11 protein-coding genes are annotated in these 14,820 nt (G+C 70.8%); 6 read left to right on the top strand and 5 right to left on the bottom strand.

Features of this window, described 5'->3' with window-relative positions; all coding sequences use genetic code 11:
• Positions 1-61: 61 nt before the first annotated feature.
• On the top strand, positions 62-1,480 hold the full coding sequence (locus FXO23_RS30455; RefSeq protein ID WP_158888926.1) for a PucR family transcriptional regulator: 1,419 nt from the start codon (positions 62-64) through the stop codon (positions 1,478-1,480).
• 45 nt (positions 1,481-1,525) lie between these two features.
• On the opposite strand, the gene FXO23_RS30450 is transcribed toward FXO23_RS30455, so the two are convergent.
• Both FXO23_RS30450 and aceB read right to left on the bottom strand, forming a co-directional pair.
• Complete coding sequence (locus FXO23_RS30450) at positions 1,526-2,728, bottom strand: DUF6986 family protein (RefSeq protein ID WP_158888925.1); 1,203 nt, start codon at positions 2,726-2,728, stop codon at positions 1,526-1,528.
• 1 nt (position 2,729) lies between these two features.
• A complete protein-coding gene (gene aceB, locus FXO23_RS30445) occupies positions 2,730-4,304 on the bottom strand; it encodes a malate synthase A (RefSeq protein WP_158888924.1) in 1,575 nt (524 codons plus the stop codon).
• Between the two features lie 154 nt (positions 4,305-4,458).
• Here aceB and FXO23_RS30440 point away from each other — a divergent pair, with 154 nt between their 5' ends.
• Positions 4,459-5,235 (top strand): IclR family transcriptional regulator, encoded by a 777-nt coding sequence (locus FXO23_RS30440; RefSeq protein ID WP_158888923.1) that lies wholly within the window; start codon positions 4,459-4,461, stop codon positions 5,233-5,235.
• Between the two features lies 1 nt (position 5,236).
• Here FXO23_RS30440 and FXO23_RS30435 read toward each other — a convergent pair whose 3' ends face one another.
• Positions 5,237-5,821: a TetR/AcrR family transcriptional regulator gene (locus FXO23_RS30435; RefSeq protein ID WP_158888922.1), complete on the bottom strand. Its 585-nt coding sequence runs from the start codon at positions 5,819-5,821 to the stop codon at positions 5,237-5,239.
• A gap of 100 nt (positions 5,822-5,921) precedes the next feature.
• On the opposite strand from FXO23_RS30435, the gene FXO23_RS30430 reads away from it, so the two are divergent.
• A complete protein-coding gene (locus tag FXO23_RS30430) occupies positions 5,922-7,124 on the top strand; it encodes a cytochrome P450 (RefSeq protein WP_158888921.1) in 1,203 nt (400 codons plus the stop codon).
• A 4-nt stretch (positions 7,125-7,128) separates the two neighbouring features.
• Here the strand turns inward: FXO23_RS30430 and ftsY are convergent, their stop codons facing one another.
• The gene (gene ftsY, locus FXO23_RS30425; protein WP_158888920.1) at positions 7,129-8,454 is read right to left on the bottom strand and encodes a signal recognition particle-docking protein FtsY; all 1,326 of its coding nucleotides are present in this window, start codon (positions 8,452-8,454) and stop codon (positions 7,129-7,131) included.
• Positions 8,455-8,739: 285 nt separating this feature from the next.
• Here ftsY and FXO23_RS30420 point away from each other — a divergent pair, with 285 nt between their 5' ends.
• From FXO23_RS30420 to FXO23_RS30410, 3 genes are read left to right on the top strand one after another with little or no spacing between them, the layout of a single operon-like run.
• The gene (locus tag FXO23_RS30420; RefSeq protein WP_158888919.1) at positions 8,740-9,987 is read left to right on the top strand and encodes an anhydro-N-acetylmuramic acid kinase; all 1,248 of its coding nucleotides are present in this window, start codon (positions 8,740-8,742) and stop codon (positions 9,985-9,987) included.
• The gene (locus FXO23_RS30415; protein WP_158888918.1) at positions 9,974-11,554 is read left to right on the top strand and encodes a sodium:solute symporter; all 1,581 of its coding nucleotides are present in this window, start codon (positions 9,974-9,976) and stop codon (positions 11,552-11,554) included. Before FXO23_RS30420 ends, FXO23_RS30415 begins: the two co-directional genes overlap by 14 nt.
• A gap of 1 nt (position 11,555) precedes the next feature.
• Positions 11,556-12,155, top strand: a complete 600-nt coding sequence (locus FXO23_RS30410) for a maleylpyruvate isomerase N-terminal domain-containing protein (RefSeq protein WP_158888917.1) — start codon at positions 11,556-11,558, stop codon at positions 12,153-12,155.
• Positions 12,156-12,222: 67 nt separating this feature from the next.
• Here FXO23_RS30410 and FXO23_RS30405 read toward each other — a convergent pair whose 3' ends face one another.
• Positions 12,223-14,802, bottom strand: coding sequence for a glycoside hydrolase family 172 protein (locus tag FXO23_RS30405; protein WP_246258031.1), 2,580 nt, complete (start codon positions 14,800-14,802; stop codon positions 12,223-12,225).
• Between the last annotated feature and the right edge of the window lie 18 nt (positions 14,803-14,820).

Below are 14,820 nucleotides of genomic sequence, written 5' to 3'. Positions count from 1 at the left end.
GTGCCAAAACATGAACCTGAGGCGCCCGAACGCTGCGGATTTGTGCTTTCCTACAAATCTGATGACGGTCGTGAAACATCTCTTGGAAATGCCCGAGCTCAGGTTACGACTGCGTACCGGCGCCGGGCTGCTCGACCGCGAGGTCACCCGGATCTACGGCACCGAACTGCCCGATCCGAGCCGGTACCTCTCCGCCGGTGAGCTGGTCCTGACCGGGCTGCTGTGGTGGCGGGAACCGGGCGACGCCGAACCGTTCGTCGCCGCGCTCGCCCGCGCGGGCGCCGCGGCGCTGGCGGCCTCCGGCGCCGATACGGGTGGCATCCCGGCCGATCTGGTCGAGGCGTGCGAGCGGCACCGCATCCCGCTGCTGGAAGCGTCTCCCGACCTGTCCTTCGCGATCATCACCGAACGGGTGGTCCTGGCGCTCACCACCGGATCGGGGGTGTCCCGGAGGCGGTTGCTGTCCACCGCGACCGAGGACGCCTCGCTGCCCGCGCTGCTCCGGCGCGGCGCGACCGAGTTGGCGGCGGCGTGCCGGGTCGTCTCCGGCACCGGCCGGGTGGTCGCGGAAACCGGCCCGGGCGACGGAATCACCCGGCTGCCGATTCCCGGACGCTTCGCGGTGCCGTGGGAACTGGTCGTGGCCGCGGAACTCGGCACCGGCCAGGCCGAGATCGCCGACGAACTGGCCAGCCTGATCGGCCTGGAACGGTCGCGGGCGGACGAGGTCCGGCGGGTGGCCGACCGGGTCGCCGAGCCCCTGCTGCGGCTGCTGGCCGGATCCGGCGGCGACCTGGCGACCGCGTTCGCCGCGACCGGGCTCGACGAGGACACCGCGCTGCGGGTCCTGCTGGCCCGCACCCCGGACGGCGAGCCCCGGATCGGCGCCGAGTTGCTCGCCGAACTGCTCGCGGATCCGGATTCCCGGAGCCTGGTCGGCGAGGTCGGCGCGGACGCCTACGCGCTGGTGGTCGCCGACGGCGGGTGGCCGGAGGACTGGACCTCCGCGGCGACCGCGGCGTTGTCCGCGGTGGCGCCCCGGTTGCCGGTTTCCCGGGTGCTGCTGGGCGTGGGCGGGCCCGCGACACTCGCCGGGCTGCGCGGGGCCTTCCAGGAAGCCCGGCACGCAGCCGTTGCCGCGGCCCAGCGCGCCGAACCGATCGCGGTCGTCGCGGGCGACGAGATCGGCGTGCACCGGCTGCTGGTCGCCGGGGTCCCGGACGAGTTGCGGCGCTCGGTGCGCGACCGCCTGCTCGGCCCGCTGCTGGCCTACGACGCGGCGCAGCGCAGCGATCTGGTGCACACCGTGCGGGTGTTCCTGGAATGCAGCGGCTCCCCGGCGGTCACGGCCAAGGCCCTGCACATCCACGTGAACACCCTGCGGTACCGCATCGCGCGCGCGAGCGAACTCCTCGGCGTCGACCTCACCGCCTTCCCCCACCAGGTCGACGTCTACCTGGCCCTCACCCTCGACGACTGATCCCGGCTCGGAAAGCGCGCGCACTTTCAGAGTGGCCGGGCCTCTCTAACGGCGGGCGTAGTGGTCCAGGGCGGGGCGGTCGAGGGTGGTGAGATCGGTGACTTCGGACTGGTCGAGCGCGCCGCAGTCGAGGCCGCGGTTCAGGAAGAGGGCCAGGGCCCGCGCGGTGGCGGGTTCGTCGAGGATGCCGCTTTCCGCCCGCGTGGCGTAGTCCCGCAGGCGGGCGGCCGCGGCGGGCAGACCTTCGCGGAAGAACGCGTAGGTCGCCGCGAACCGGCTGGGCAGCTGGTGCGGATGCAGGTCCCAGCCCTGGTAGAAACCGCGTTCCAGGGATCGCCGCACCAGGCGCAGGTGCTCGGCCCAGCCGGTGAGCACGGCATCGCCGACCGGGAGCCGGTTCGTCGAACCGTCCGAGAGGCGCACCCCGGTGCCCGCGGCGGCCACCTGCATGAAGTCCTTGGCGAAATCGGCCGCCGGATGGTCCATGCTCTGGTAGGCCGCGCCGATCCCGAGCCCGGCGCTGTAGTCGTAGGTGCCGAAGTGCAATCCGGAACACCGGCCCTCCGCGGCCTCGATGATCCGCGGCACGGCCACGGTCCCGTCCGGGGCCAGGATCGACTGGGAAGTCTCGATCTGCACCTCGAACCGCAGCGAACCGGTGGCCAGCCCGTAGGCGTCCTCGAGTTTCGCGAGCACCTCGGCCGCCACGGCGACCTGCTCGACCGCGGTCACCTTCGGCAGGGTCACCACGAAACCCGGCGGCAGCGGACCGTTCTCCAGCAGCCCCGAGAGGAACAGGTCGAGCGTGCGGATCCCGCGCCGCCGGGTGGCGCGTTCGAAGCTCTTGAACCGGATGCCCGCGAACGGGGTGCCGCCGGTGGTCGCGCACGTGCGCCCCGCCGCCACCGCGTCCGCGTCCTCGGCTTCGTCACCCGGACTGCCGTAGCCGTCCTCGAAGTCGATGCGCAGATCCTCGATGGGTTCGGTGAGCAGTTTCGCCCGCACCCGCTCGGCCACCTCGGCGTCGAGCCCGAGCGCGTCGCCCTGCTCGATGAACACCTTGCACGCCTGCTTGCCCCAGTCCGCCACCAGCCGCGTCCGGTACTGCGAGGCCGGGACGTACACCGTGTGCACCGGCTGGCGGCCGGACGGCTCGCCGGGATATCGGGCCGCCACCCGCGCGTCCGCCTCGGCGAGGCGGACGTCGGCGGCGGCGTAGACGTCGTCGGCGAGCCGCCCCTTCACCACGTCAGGCGATCCGCTCGTAGGCGGGCAGGGTCAGGAAGTCCGCGAACTGCTCGGCGAGCGCGACCTGTTCGAACAGCTCGACCGCGGGGGTCAGCAGGTCCTCCTTGATCTCGCCGGCCAGCTCGCCGCGGACCTCGCCGATGACCTTGCGGACGAGTTCCCCAGTGACCGTCTCACCGGTATCCAAAACGACCGAATTGCGGACCCACTGCCACACCTGGGAACGCGAGATCTCCGCGGTCGCCGCGTCCTCCATCAGGTTGTGGATCGCCGCCGCGCCGTTGCCGCCCAGCCAGGAGGCGATGTACCGGATGCCCACGTCGACCGCGCCGCGCAGCCCGGCCGCGGTGGACCGGCCCTCGGTGGCCGCCACGTCGAGCAGCTGCTCCGCGGTGACCGAGACGTCCTCGCGCTTGCGCTCGAGCTGGTTCGGCTTGTCGCCGAGCACCTTGTCGAACTGCTCGCGGCAGAGGCCGACCATGCCGGGGTGCGCGACCCAGGAGCCGTCGAAACCGTCCCCGGCCTCGCGCGCCTTGTCGTCGGTGACCTTGGCGGTGGCCTTCTCGTTGACCGCCGGGTCCTTGCTCGGGATGAACGCGGCCATCCCGCCGATCGCGAACGCGCCGCGCTTGTGGCAGGTGCGCACCAGCAGTTCGGTGTAGGCGCGCATGAACGGAGCGGTCATGGTCACGCTGTTGCGGTCCGGCAGCACGAACTTCGCCCCGGCGTCGCGGAAGTACTTGATGATGCTGAACAGGTAGTCCCAGCGGCCCGCGTTCAGGCCCGACGCGTGCTCCCGCAGTTCGTAGAGGATCTCCTCCATTTCGAACGCGGCCGGGATGGTCTCGATCAGCACGGTCGCCCGGATGGTGCCGTGCGGGATGCCCAGTTCCTTCTCGGCGTGCGTGAACACGTCGTTCCACAGCCGCGCCTCGAGGTGGCTTTCCATCTTCGGCAGGTAGAAGTACGGGCCGCGGTCGTTCGCCAGCAGCGCCCGCACGTTGTGGAAGAAGTACAGCCCGAAGTCGACCAGCGCGCCGACGCCCTTGCGCCCGCCGAAGGTCAGGTTGCGCTCGTCGAGGTGCCAGCCGCGCGGGCGGACCACGATCGTGGCGTGCTCGACGTCGTCGCGCAGCGCGTAGTGCTTGCCGTTCGAGTCGAGTTCGATGGTGCCGCGGATCGCGTCGTGCAGGTTGACCTGACCGCCGACCACGTTCGCCCAGTGCGGGGTGTTCGCGTCCTCGAAATCGGCCAGCCACACCTTGGCGCCGGAGTTCAGCGCGTTGATGGTCATCTTCCGGTCGGTGGGGCCGGTGATCTCGACCCGGCGGTCGCGCAGGGCCGCGGGGGCCTCGGCGACCTGCCACTCCGATTCGCGGATCTCCTTGGTCTCGGGCAGGAAGTCCAGCTTCCCGGTGCGCTTGGCCTCTTCCCGGCGCGCCTTGCGGGCCTCGAGGAGCTCGTCCCGCCGCGCCGCGAAGGCGTCGTGCAGGCCGGCCAGGAACTCGAGCGCCTCCGGCGTCAGGATCTCGTCGCCGCGCTCGACCGAGCCGCCGAGCACCTGAACTTCAGACATGCGGAACACCCCACTGTGACACGTTCAAAACGTCCATACGGTTTTTACATATCGGACTATAGTTTCTGCATAGCGGAACCTCAAACGGAGGCGTGGCGAACCCGACACGATCCGCTGGCACCTTAGGATCGGCGGCAGTCGAAGGGAGTAAACCGTGACGCCGGAGAAGTCGGCCCGGGCCGGGAGCGTCCAATCCCTCCAACGCGCCTTCGAGCTGCTCGAACACCTCGCGGACACCGGCGGAGAGGCGAGCCTGTCCGAGCTGGCGGCCAGCTCCGGCCTGCCGATGCCGACCATCCACCGGTTGATCCGGACCCTGGTCGAACTCGGGTACGTCCGCCAGAACACCAACCGCCGGTACGCCCTCGGCGCGCGGCTGATCCGGCTCGGCGAGCACGCCAGCATGCAGTTCGGCACCTGGGCGCGACCGCTGCTTTCCGAACTCGTCGACGAGGTCGGCGAGACCGCGAACCTGGCCGTCCTGGAACGGGACGAGGTCGTCTACGTGGCCCAGGTGCCCTCGAAGCATTCGATGCGGATGTTCACCGAGGTGGGCCGCCGCCTGCTGCCGCACGGCACCGGGGTCGGCAAGGCCATCCTGTCCCAGCTCCCGGCCGACGAGGTGCGCGCGCTGCTCGACCGCACCGGGATGCCCGCCTACACCGCGCACACCTACACCGATCCCGACGCGCTGCTCAAGCACCTGGTGAAAGTCGCCAAACAGGGTTACGCGCTGGACGAGAGCGAGCAGGAACTCGGCGTCCGGTGCGTCGCGGTGCCGCTCACCGGCACGCCCACCCCCGCCGCCGTCTCGGTCTCCGGCCCGGAAGGCCGCCTCACCAAGGAGGCCGTCTCCCGCATCGCGCCGATCGTCCAGCGCATCGCGAGCACCCTGTCGACCCACCTGACCGGGGCCGAGATCCCCGCCTGACTCAGAGCGCGAGCCCGTCCGCCAACCGCCCCAGCGTCCGGTCCAGGGCGGCGATCGGATCGCCTTGCGGGTTCTTCGCCCAGTCGAACAGGACCCCGTACCCGATGCCGACCATCGCGTCGGCGACCGCCCGCACCGCGGGGTCGTCCGGATCGCGACCGGCGCGTTTCGCCAGCTGATCGCGGAGGATCTCCCGGCCCTTGGCGAACAGCCCGAGGTTCGCCGCCCACAGTTCGGGCACGGTCACCATCAGCACGTCCCGTTCGTAGCGCGCGGCGCGCTCCTCGGGCGACAGGTCGTCGAAGAGCGCGCGGAGCGCGCCGCGCAGTGCCGGGACCGGACCCAGCTCGGCGGGCTGCGCCGCGAGCGCGGCCGCGGTGGCGTCGGCCAGCGAGTAGTAGTCGTCCAGCACCGCCAGGTCTTCCTTGGTGGCGAAGTAGCGGAAGACCGTGCTGGGCGCGACCTCGGCCGCCTCGGCGATCTGCTCGACCGTGGTGGCTTGGTAACCCTGCTCGCGGAACAGCCGCAGGGCCTGCCGCTGGATCTCGGTCTTGGTCCTGGCCTTCTTCCGTTCCCGCAGGCTCACGGTCGCAGCCTAACTCACGGAAGCCTTCTCGCTTTTGAGAGTTGACTCTCAAAAGCGAGTAGACTCTCATGTAGTGGTCCCCAACGAGGAGGTTGCCGCGATGACCGAACCCGTCGCTTTGCCCATCGACCGCAAGCCCGGCTGTCCCTTCGATCCGCCCGCGGAACTCACGCGGCTGCGGGACGAACGGCCGGTCGCCCGGCTGGCCTTTCCCGACGGCCACCTCGGCTGGCTGGTCACCGGCCACGCCGCCGCGCGCACGGTGCTGACCGATCCCCGCTTCAGCACGCGGCCCGAGCTGAAGCACCTGCCACTGGGCGTGATCGCCCGGCCCAGCGGCGCCACCGCGCCACCCGCGCCCGGCTGGTTCATCAACATGGATCCGCCCGAGCACACCCGCTACCGGCGCCTGCTCACCGGGCAGTTCACCGTGCGCCGGATCCAGCGACTCGAACCGCGGATCGCCGAGATCACCGCCGAATGCCTGGACGCCATGGCCACCGCCGGGCCGCCGGTCGATCTGGTGCGGGCGTTCGCGCTGCCGATCCCGTCGCTGGTGATTTGCGAGTTGCTCGGCGTTCCCTACGAAGACCACGCCTTCTTCCAGGAACAGACCACGATCATGGTGCGGATCGACAACACCCAGGAGCAGATCGACGCCGCCATGGGGACCCTGGTGGAGCATCTGGGCAAGCTGGTGCGGTTCAAGCGCGAGCATGCGAGCGACGACCTGATCGGCGACCTGATCGCGGAAACCGAGCTGACCGACGAGGAGCTGACCAATATCGCGCTGGCGCTCCTGATCGCCGGGCACGAGACCACCGCGAACCAGATCGCACTGGGCGTGTTCGCGCTCCTGCGGCACCCGGAACAGGTCGCCGCGCTCCGCGCCGATCCGTCGCTGACCGGCGCCGCGGTCGAAGAACTGCTGCGCTACCTGACGATCGTCCACCTCGGCGCGCCCAACCGGTCCGCGCTGGAGGACGTCGAACTGGAGGGGCAGCTGATCCGCGAGGGCGAAACCGTGACGATCGGGCTGCCCGCGGTCAACCGCGATCCCGCCGCGTTCCCCGATCCGGACACCCTGGACTTCGGCCGCGCGGACGTCCGGCGCCATCTCGCCTTCGGGCACGGCGTGCACCAGTGCCTGGGCCAGCAGCTGGCGCGCGTCGAACTGCGGATCGCCTACCGGGGGCTGCTCGACCGGTTCCCCGGGCTGCGGCTGGCGGTTCCGCCCGAAGCGGTCCCGTTGCGCGAGAACGCGGCGGCCTACGGGGTGTGGGAGCTGCCGGTCGCCTGGTGAGGGGTCAGTTCAGCAGGGCGTCGACGAAGGCGCCGGGTTCGAAGGGGGCCAGGTCGTCCGGGCCCTCGCCCAAACCGACCAGTTTGACCGGCACGCCGAGTTCGCGCTGCACCTGGAAGACGATGCCGCCCTTGGCGGTGCCGTCCAGTTTGGTCAGCACGATCCCGGTGACGTCGACGACCTCGGCGAACACGCGGGCCTGGGCCAGGCCGTTCTGCCCGGTCGTCGCGTCCAGCACGAGCAGCACCTCGTCGACCTTGGCCTGCTTCTCCACCACGCGCTTGACCTTGCCCAATTCGTCCATCAGGCCGGTCTTGGTGTGCAGCCGCCCGGCGGTGTCGACCAGCACGGCGTCGACGCCCGCGTCGATACCGCGCTTCACCGCGTCGAACGCGACCGCCGCCGGGTCGGCGCCCTCCTTGCCGCGCACGACCTCCGCGCCGACCCGCGACGCCCAGGTCTGCAGCTGGTCGGCGGCCGCGGCCCGGAAGGTGTCCGCGGCGCCGAGCAGCACCTGACGGCCCTGCGCGACGAGGACGCGGGCGAGCTTGCCGGTGGTGGTGGTCTTCCCCGTTCCGTTCACGCCCGCGACCAGCACGACCGCGGGCTGTTTGGCGCCCTCGACCGTGTGCGGCAGCGCGCGGACCGACCGGTCGGCGTCGGGGTGGAGCGCTCCGGTGAGCACCTCGTGCAGCACCGCGCGCGCCTCCTCCGAGTCGCGCACCGCGCGGCGGGTCAGCTCGGCGCGCAGGTTCTCCACGATCTCCGTGGTGGTCGCCGCGCCGAGGTCGGCCACCAGCAGGGTGTCCTCGATGTCCTGCCACGAGTCCTCGTCCAGGTCGCCCGCGCCGAGCAGGCCCAGCAGGCTCTGCCCGAACACCGACCGCGACTTCGACAACCGCCCGCGCAGGCGTTCGATCCGCCCGGTCGCCGGGGCGATCTCCTCGGTGACCTCGGGCTTCTCGGCTGCCTCCTCGACCGGAGCCGCTTGGGTCTCGTCCGGCAGGCCGACGTCGACGATCGTCCGGCGCGGCGCGTCCCGCGGCACCGAGGCGTCGTCGCCGACCCCGGGCTGCCCGTCGACCTCGGTCCGTTCCCCGGCGGGGTGTTCCGGCGCCGCCTCGGCCTCTTTTTCGCCGCCGGGCGCCAGCGCGATCCCGCCACCGGCCGTGTAGGACCCGCCCTTCGGCTTGGCCTGCTCCCCCTCGACCGGCTTGGACTCGCGCAGGCTGATCTTGCGCCGGCGCGCGATGGCCAGCCCGCTGACGAGCGCGATCGCCAGCACGACGACGACAACGACAACGATCCAGAACCAGAGGTTGGTCGACACGCCGCCATCCTCGCATCCGCACCTCGCACCCGCGGGAACCTCCCCCAATGCCGCATTGGTGTCCTCGCGCTACCGGCACAGCGGCACCATGTGCCCCACTAGCGCCCCACGCACCGAAGGCCGCATTTGCACGCGGCAGGCGGGACCACACGAACACGGCGCGAAGCCACACCGGGAAAACCTCATGAGGGAGCGCCGAGAAAGTTCAACTCGGAACGAATCGGTTTGGACAAGAACAAACGATATCGCTTGCGCACCCCTCCCGAGTGGACTAGACCACCCCGAGTGACCTCGCACTTTCCGGACGACGGCGTCCGGGTCGTCGGCCTGATCTCCGGCACGTCGATCGACGGCATCGACGTGGCCGCCGCCGAGTTGCGCGCCGAGGGCGAAGAAGCCGTGCTGCGGCCGCTGGGGGAACTCGAGCTGGCGTACCCCGAAGAGCTGCGCGAACGGCTGCTCGCCGCCCTGCCCCCGCGCGAGTGCAGCGCGGCGGAACTGACCCAGCTCGACACCCTGGTCGGGCAGGCGTTCGCCGAGGCCGCGCGGACCGGGATAGACCGGCTCGCGGGCGGGCGGGCCGAGCTGGTCGCCTCGCTCGGGCAGACGATCTTCCACTGGGTCGAGGGCGGGCACGCGCTGGGCACGCTGCAGCTCGGGCAACCCGCGTGGATCGCCGAGCGCACCGGGCTGCCGGTCGTCGCCGATCTGCGGGCCCGGGACGTCGCGGCCGGCGGGCACGGCGCCCCGCTCGCCAGCACGCTCGACGCGTTGTGGCTGCGCGGCCTCGCGGAGGACGGTGGCCGACCCGCGATCGGGCTCAACATCGGCGGGATCGCCAACATCACGGTCGTCGGCCCGGACGGGGACGTGCTCGCGTACGACACCGGGCCGGGGAACGCGTTGCTCGATCTGGCCGCGCACCAGGTCACCGGCGGCGGGCAGCGCAGCGATCTCGGCGGGAAGATCGCCGAACGCGGACAGGTGCGGCTGGACCTGCTGGAGCGGTTGCTGCGGGATCCGTACTACGCGGACGCGCCGCCGAAGTCGACCGGCAAGGAGCGGTTCCACGCCGACTACCTGCACACCGCGCTCGAGGGCCTGGAGCCCGTGGCGGACGCGGATCTGCTGGCCACGCTGACCGAACTGACCGCGGCGACCATCGCGGCGGCGTGCGCGCGGCACGCGCCGCACGCCGTGGTGGCCTCCGGCGGTGGCGTCGAGAATCCGGTGCTCATGCGAGCCCTGGCCCATCGCCTGCCCGGCGCGGCGGTGCGCACGAGCGACGAACTCGGCCTGCCCCGCGCGGCCAAGGAGGCCTACCTGACCGCGTTGCTCGGCTGGCTCACCTGGCACGGGCTCCCGGCCAACCTGCCCAGCGCGACCGGCGCCTCCGGCCCCCGGCTGCTCGGCAGCATCACCCCCGGCGCGGGTCCCCTGCGCCTGCCCGCCACACGTTCGGAAACCGTGACCCGCCTGCGGGTAGCGGCGCCCACGGCACTACCGGTAGGAGATATGAATGCGCGCTCTTGACCTCGCGATCATCGCGATCTTTCTGGTGGGGATGCCGTTGCTCGGCATCGCGATCGGCGGCCGGCAGAAGTCCGGCAACGACTACTTCGTCGGCGAGGGCAAGATCTCGTGGTGGGTCGCGTGCCTTTCGGTCGTTTCCGCCGAAACGTCCACATTGACTGTGCTTTCGGTGCCCACGGTGGCCTACATCGCCAAGCCCGAAGCGGGCGGCATGACCTACCTGTCGCTGGCCATCGGCTACATCCTGGGCCGGATCGTGGTGTCGTTCGTCCTGCTTCCCCGTTACGTGGCGGGGAATCTGGTCACCGCGTACGCGTTCCTCGGCAAGCGTTTCGGCAGCGGGCTGCAGGGCACGGCGTCGGTGACGTTCCTGCTGACCCGCCTGCTGGCCGACGGTCTCCGGCTGTTCGCCACCGCCATCCCGATCAAGGTGGTGCTCGGCGCGTACGGCGTGAACGTCTCCTACTGGCTGATCGTGCTCGCACTGGGCGTCGCGATGGTCATCTACAGCTTCTTCGGCGGGGTCCGCGCGGTCGTCTGGGTCGACGCGATCCAGATGCTCTGGTACGTGCTCGGCGGGATCGTGGTGATCTGGGTGCTGGCGGAGAACCTGCCCGGCGGCTGGCTGGACCGGGCCTTCGACGCCAGCAAGTTCCAGATCCTCGACTTCAGCTCCCACGCGCTGACCGGGCAGTACGCGGTGCTCACCGCGGTGCTCGGTGGCGCGGTGCTCTCGATGGCGTCGCACGGCTCGGACCAGCTGATCGTGCAGCGCCTGCAGGCCACCAACGATCTGCGGGCCAGCCAGAAGGCGCTGATCGCGAGCGGTGTCGTGGTCTTCCTGCAGTTCGCGCTCTTCCTGTTCATCGGCGTCATGCTGTGGGCCTTCTACAACGGGGTCGATCCGGTCAAGCAACTCGGCCTGCGCAGCAACGACGAGTTGTTCGCGAACTACATCGTCACCGAACTGCCGAGCGGCCTGTCCGGTTTCGTGATCGCCGGGATCCTGGCCGCCGCGCTGAGTTCCTCGCTCGGCGCGCTCGCCTCGTCCACGGTCACCGACGTCTACGAACGGGTCATCGGGCGTCAACTGTCCGAAGCGGACCGGTTGAAGCAGGGCCGGATCTGGACGGTGATCTGGGCCGGGCTGCTGATCGTCTTCGCGGGGTTCTTCGCGTCCTACGCCTCGACCAGCGACCCGATCGTGGTGCAGGGACTCTCCATCACGGGGTACACCTACGGCGCGCTGCTCGGGGCGTTCCTGCTCGGACTGCTGGTCAAACGGGCCCGGCAGCGGGACGCGATCATCGCGTTCGTGGTGACCGTGGTGGTGATGGCGTTCGTCATCCTCGGGCTCAAGTTCAGCAAGGCGAGCGGTTCCCTGCTCGGCGTCGACTTCGGCAAGGCGGGCGGGGACAAGGTGGCCCTGGCGTTCCCGTGGTACACCGTGCTCGGCGTGGTGATCACGCTGATCGTCGGCGGGCTGCTTTCGCTGCGGCACCGGACTCCCGATCCGAAGGCCGTCGAACCCGCTCCCGCGAAGGAACCGGAAGCCGAGGCGGCCTGACGTGGATGCCGCCACGCTGCGCCGGGCGGCCGCGGAATGCACCGGCTTCCTGCTGGAGCACGCCGAGGCCGACTGGACCCGGGACATCCCGGAGCTGGAGATGACCGTCGCCGAAGTCGTGGCGCACATCGGGAACACGTTCGTCTGGTACCCGCAGGACCTGGTCGCCGGGCCGACCGAACTGTCCACTTTGGATATCAAGGTGCGGCCGGACGCGTCGGCGCGGGAGCTGATCGCGACGGTTTCGGCCGGGGCGTCGGTGCTGGCCCTGGTGATCGCGGGCACCCCGCAGGACACCCGGGGCTGGCATCCGTGGGGGCTGGCGGATCCGTCCGGGTTCGCCGGGATGGCCTGCGACGAACTGCTCGTGCACACCGAGGACGCCGCGCGCGGCCTCGGTGTGCCGTTCCGCCCGTCGCCCGAACTCGCCGAGGCCACCGTGCGGCGGCTGTTCCCGTGGGCGCCCGGCGACGCCGATCCGTGGGACGCCCTGCGCTGGGCCAACGGCCGCCTCGCGCTACCCGGTCACCCGCGCCTGACCAAGTGGCGCTGGCACTGCGCTCCACTCGCCGACTGGAACGGCGTCGCCCCGATCGAGTAACGGCACTCTTCCCCCAAAGTGCCGTCCTTGCGTGTGCAGGAAGGACACTTTGGGGGTAGTGCGGCTCTCAGTCGCGGCCGGTGGGGGTGCCGGGGACCGGGGCGGGGCCGACCTGGGACAGGACGGTGTAGCGCGAACCGGACCAGGCGGGTGCGCCGCCGACCGGTTCGAGCCGCACCTGGACCGCCGCCTTACCGGCCGACGCCCAGAACGGCACGTCGAAGCTGTCCTCCAGCCACCTGGAGAACCGGTTGCCCAGCGGCTGGTACCACTCGCCCACGAACCGGTCGTCGACGAACACGTTCGCCCGCTGGAACGGCGCCAGCTGGTCGGACACTCGGTGCAGGCGCAGACCGCCGTTCGCCTGGTCGACCTTCGCGGTGAACCGGATCGGGCCGGTCGCCGCCGTGGTGCCGCCGGTGACCGGGGTGCGGTCGCCCTTGCCCTCGAACGTCGACTCCAGCGTGCCCCGGGTCTCGCCGATCGCCGAGTACCCGTGCAGCGCCCGGCTGGTGTCGTCGGCCGCGTCCACCACGTCCGACTGCGCCAGCGACGGCGCGGCCTGCCCGTACCAGTACGCCGTGGAGCTGTACTCGGACGGCCGGTCGGAGTCGGGGCCGTGCTCGATGTCGAACTCCAGCCCCCGGCCGAACGGCACCGCGTCGGCCATCAGCAACCGGTAGGCGTTCAGGCACACGTTCTGGCAGCCGTCCCGCTGCCATTCCTCGCTGACCAGCCCGGCCTGCGGCATCGCGTACGGCACGCCTTCGCGGTGCCCCCACTCGTCGTCCATGAAGTACCAGCCGGACTCGTAGAAGTCCTCCGAACCGGTGCCGATCATCGCCGGGCTGGCCGACCCGTCGGCGTACACCCGCTCGTCGCCTTCCAGGTAACTCATCGGATGGAGCGGACCGCCCGGTGCGATCCGCCCGCGCATGCTGGTCGTCACGCCGTAGAAGACACCCTTGCCGCCGGTGTTGAGGAAACCCCATTCCTTGTCCGGCACGGTGTCGCCCCGGTTGTGCGTGGCGTGGAAGTAGCCGAGCTTCCCGTCGCGGGCCAGATCACCGGGCAGCTTCGGCGCGGGCGCCGAGGTGACCGCGAAGCTTCCCCCGCTGATCGCCACGTTCGACGTGTTGACCAGCTCGATCATCGCGCCCTTCGCGTACGGCATCGGCCACCACGACGTGAACGCGCCGTTCTCCGTGGTGTCGATCGACTGCATCAGGTTCCGGGCCTCGTACTTGCCCAGCCCGGAACCGAAGAACTCGCCGACCGGAGCGTCCACTGTGGTCTGCCCGTCGAAGGTGATCCGCAACCGCAGGCCCTCCAGGATCGCGTCCGCCCGGGCGACCTGGTCCGCGGGAGTCGGGTAGACGAAGGTGCCCAGGCCTTCCCAGCGCTGGCCGACGATCCGGTAGTCGTGCGCGGCCTCCTCGTTGGGGTGGTTCGGCCCGACATCGAGCAGGTCGGTGCGCACCCACTGGCCGCCGACCCGGCTGTGCACCTCGTACCGGAACTCGTTGACGTCGAAGCTCGACGAGACGAACGCGTTGCTCACCGACAGCCGCGACTTCCCGCCGGAGACCGACTGCGGGATCACGATCGACTGGTCCGCCCAGGTGTCCGGCGGGGTCGCCGCGCCGTTGCGCCACTCGCCGACCTGCTTGCCGTCGACCGAAACCGTCGCGTGCTGATCGGCGATCTTCGGGTCGTACCGGCGGGTCAGGCGCACGCCCTGGTTGTCCGGTGAGACGGCGACGGTGAACGAGCTGCCACCCGGTTTGTACGCGCGGCCGTCGTCGATGACCCCCGGTGAGGTGATCGCCTGCGGCAGCCGCATCGACAGCTCGCTGATCCGCCGCGGCCCGGCGGCCGCGGGCAGTTGCAGGGTCGCCCCCGGCGCCAGGTCCACCCCGGCCCGCTGCGTCGACGCACCGGGCGCGGGCGGTTTCGGATCGCGGACCCCGAAGCCCCGCAACCGGTTCACCACGTCCAGCGCCTTGTCGCTCGGATCGAACGTGCGCACGCCCTCGGCGTCGGCGAACTGCCGGTACGTCACGTGGTAGAAGTGCGGGTTGTTCTGGGTGGTGATCCGCATCGAGTGCGTGAACGGCATCGGGACCTTGATCACCGTGCCACCCATGGTGTCCGCCGAGTTGCCGACCAGCGGCCACACGAACGGCGCGCCCTTGGCCCCGTTGACGATGTCCTGCAGCACGCCCTGCAGCACGACCCGGCCGTCCAGCTCGATGGAGATGTCCCCGATCGCCAGCACCGAGTCCGCCCGGTAGGTGAACCACATCGACGAGATCTCCCCGGCGCCGTGCACGTCGGCGATTACGCACCGGCCGTTCGGCTCGTTGGTCAGGCACGAGTAGGTGCCCTCGAAGCCGTCGTCGTTGAGTCCCCGCCGGTCGAAACTGGAGAACTGCTTGACCTGCTCGCCCGGCCGGAGCCGCTCCAGGCCGTCCAGCGTGCGGTAGGTGTCCCAGCCGACCGGCCCCTTCGCGGGCGCCTCCTTGGCGGGCGCCGCGGCCGCCTGCGCCGGGCTGACGGCCATCGCGAGCGCGGCCAGGAGCGACAGGACGAGTGCGGCGAATGATCTTCGCGATTTTCCGGGCGCGACAACAGAATTCCTGGACACGACTACTCCTGCCCACAA

This window comes from Amycolatopsis anabasis (assembly GCF_009765355.1).
In the GTDB taxonomy this organism is placed as follows: domain Bacteria; phylum Actinomycetota; class Actinomycetes; order Mycobacteriales; family Pseudonocardiaceae; genus Amycolatopsis; species Amycolatopsis anabasis.
This window is presented reverse-complemented; position numbering and strand designations above follow the sequence as displayed.

Coding starts and splice junctions, on each gene's coding strand:
- FXO23_RS30455 (WP_158888926.1), top strand. CDS start 62: ATGACGGTCGTGAAACATCTCTTGGAAATGCCCGAGCTCAGGTTACGA.
- aceB (WP_158888924.1), bottom strand. CDS start 4,304: ATGTCTGAAGTTCAGGTGCTCGGCGGCTCGGTCGAGCGCGGCGACGAG.
- FXO23_RS30430 (WP_158888921.1), top strand. CDS start 5,922: ATGACCGAACCCGTCGCTTTGCCCATCGACCGCAAGCCCGGCTGTCCC.
- FXO23_RS30415 (WP_158888918.1), top strand. CDS start 9,974: ATGCGCGCTCTTGACCTCGCGATCATCGCGATCTTTCTGGTGGGGATG.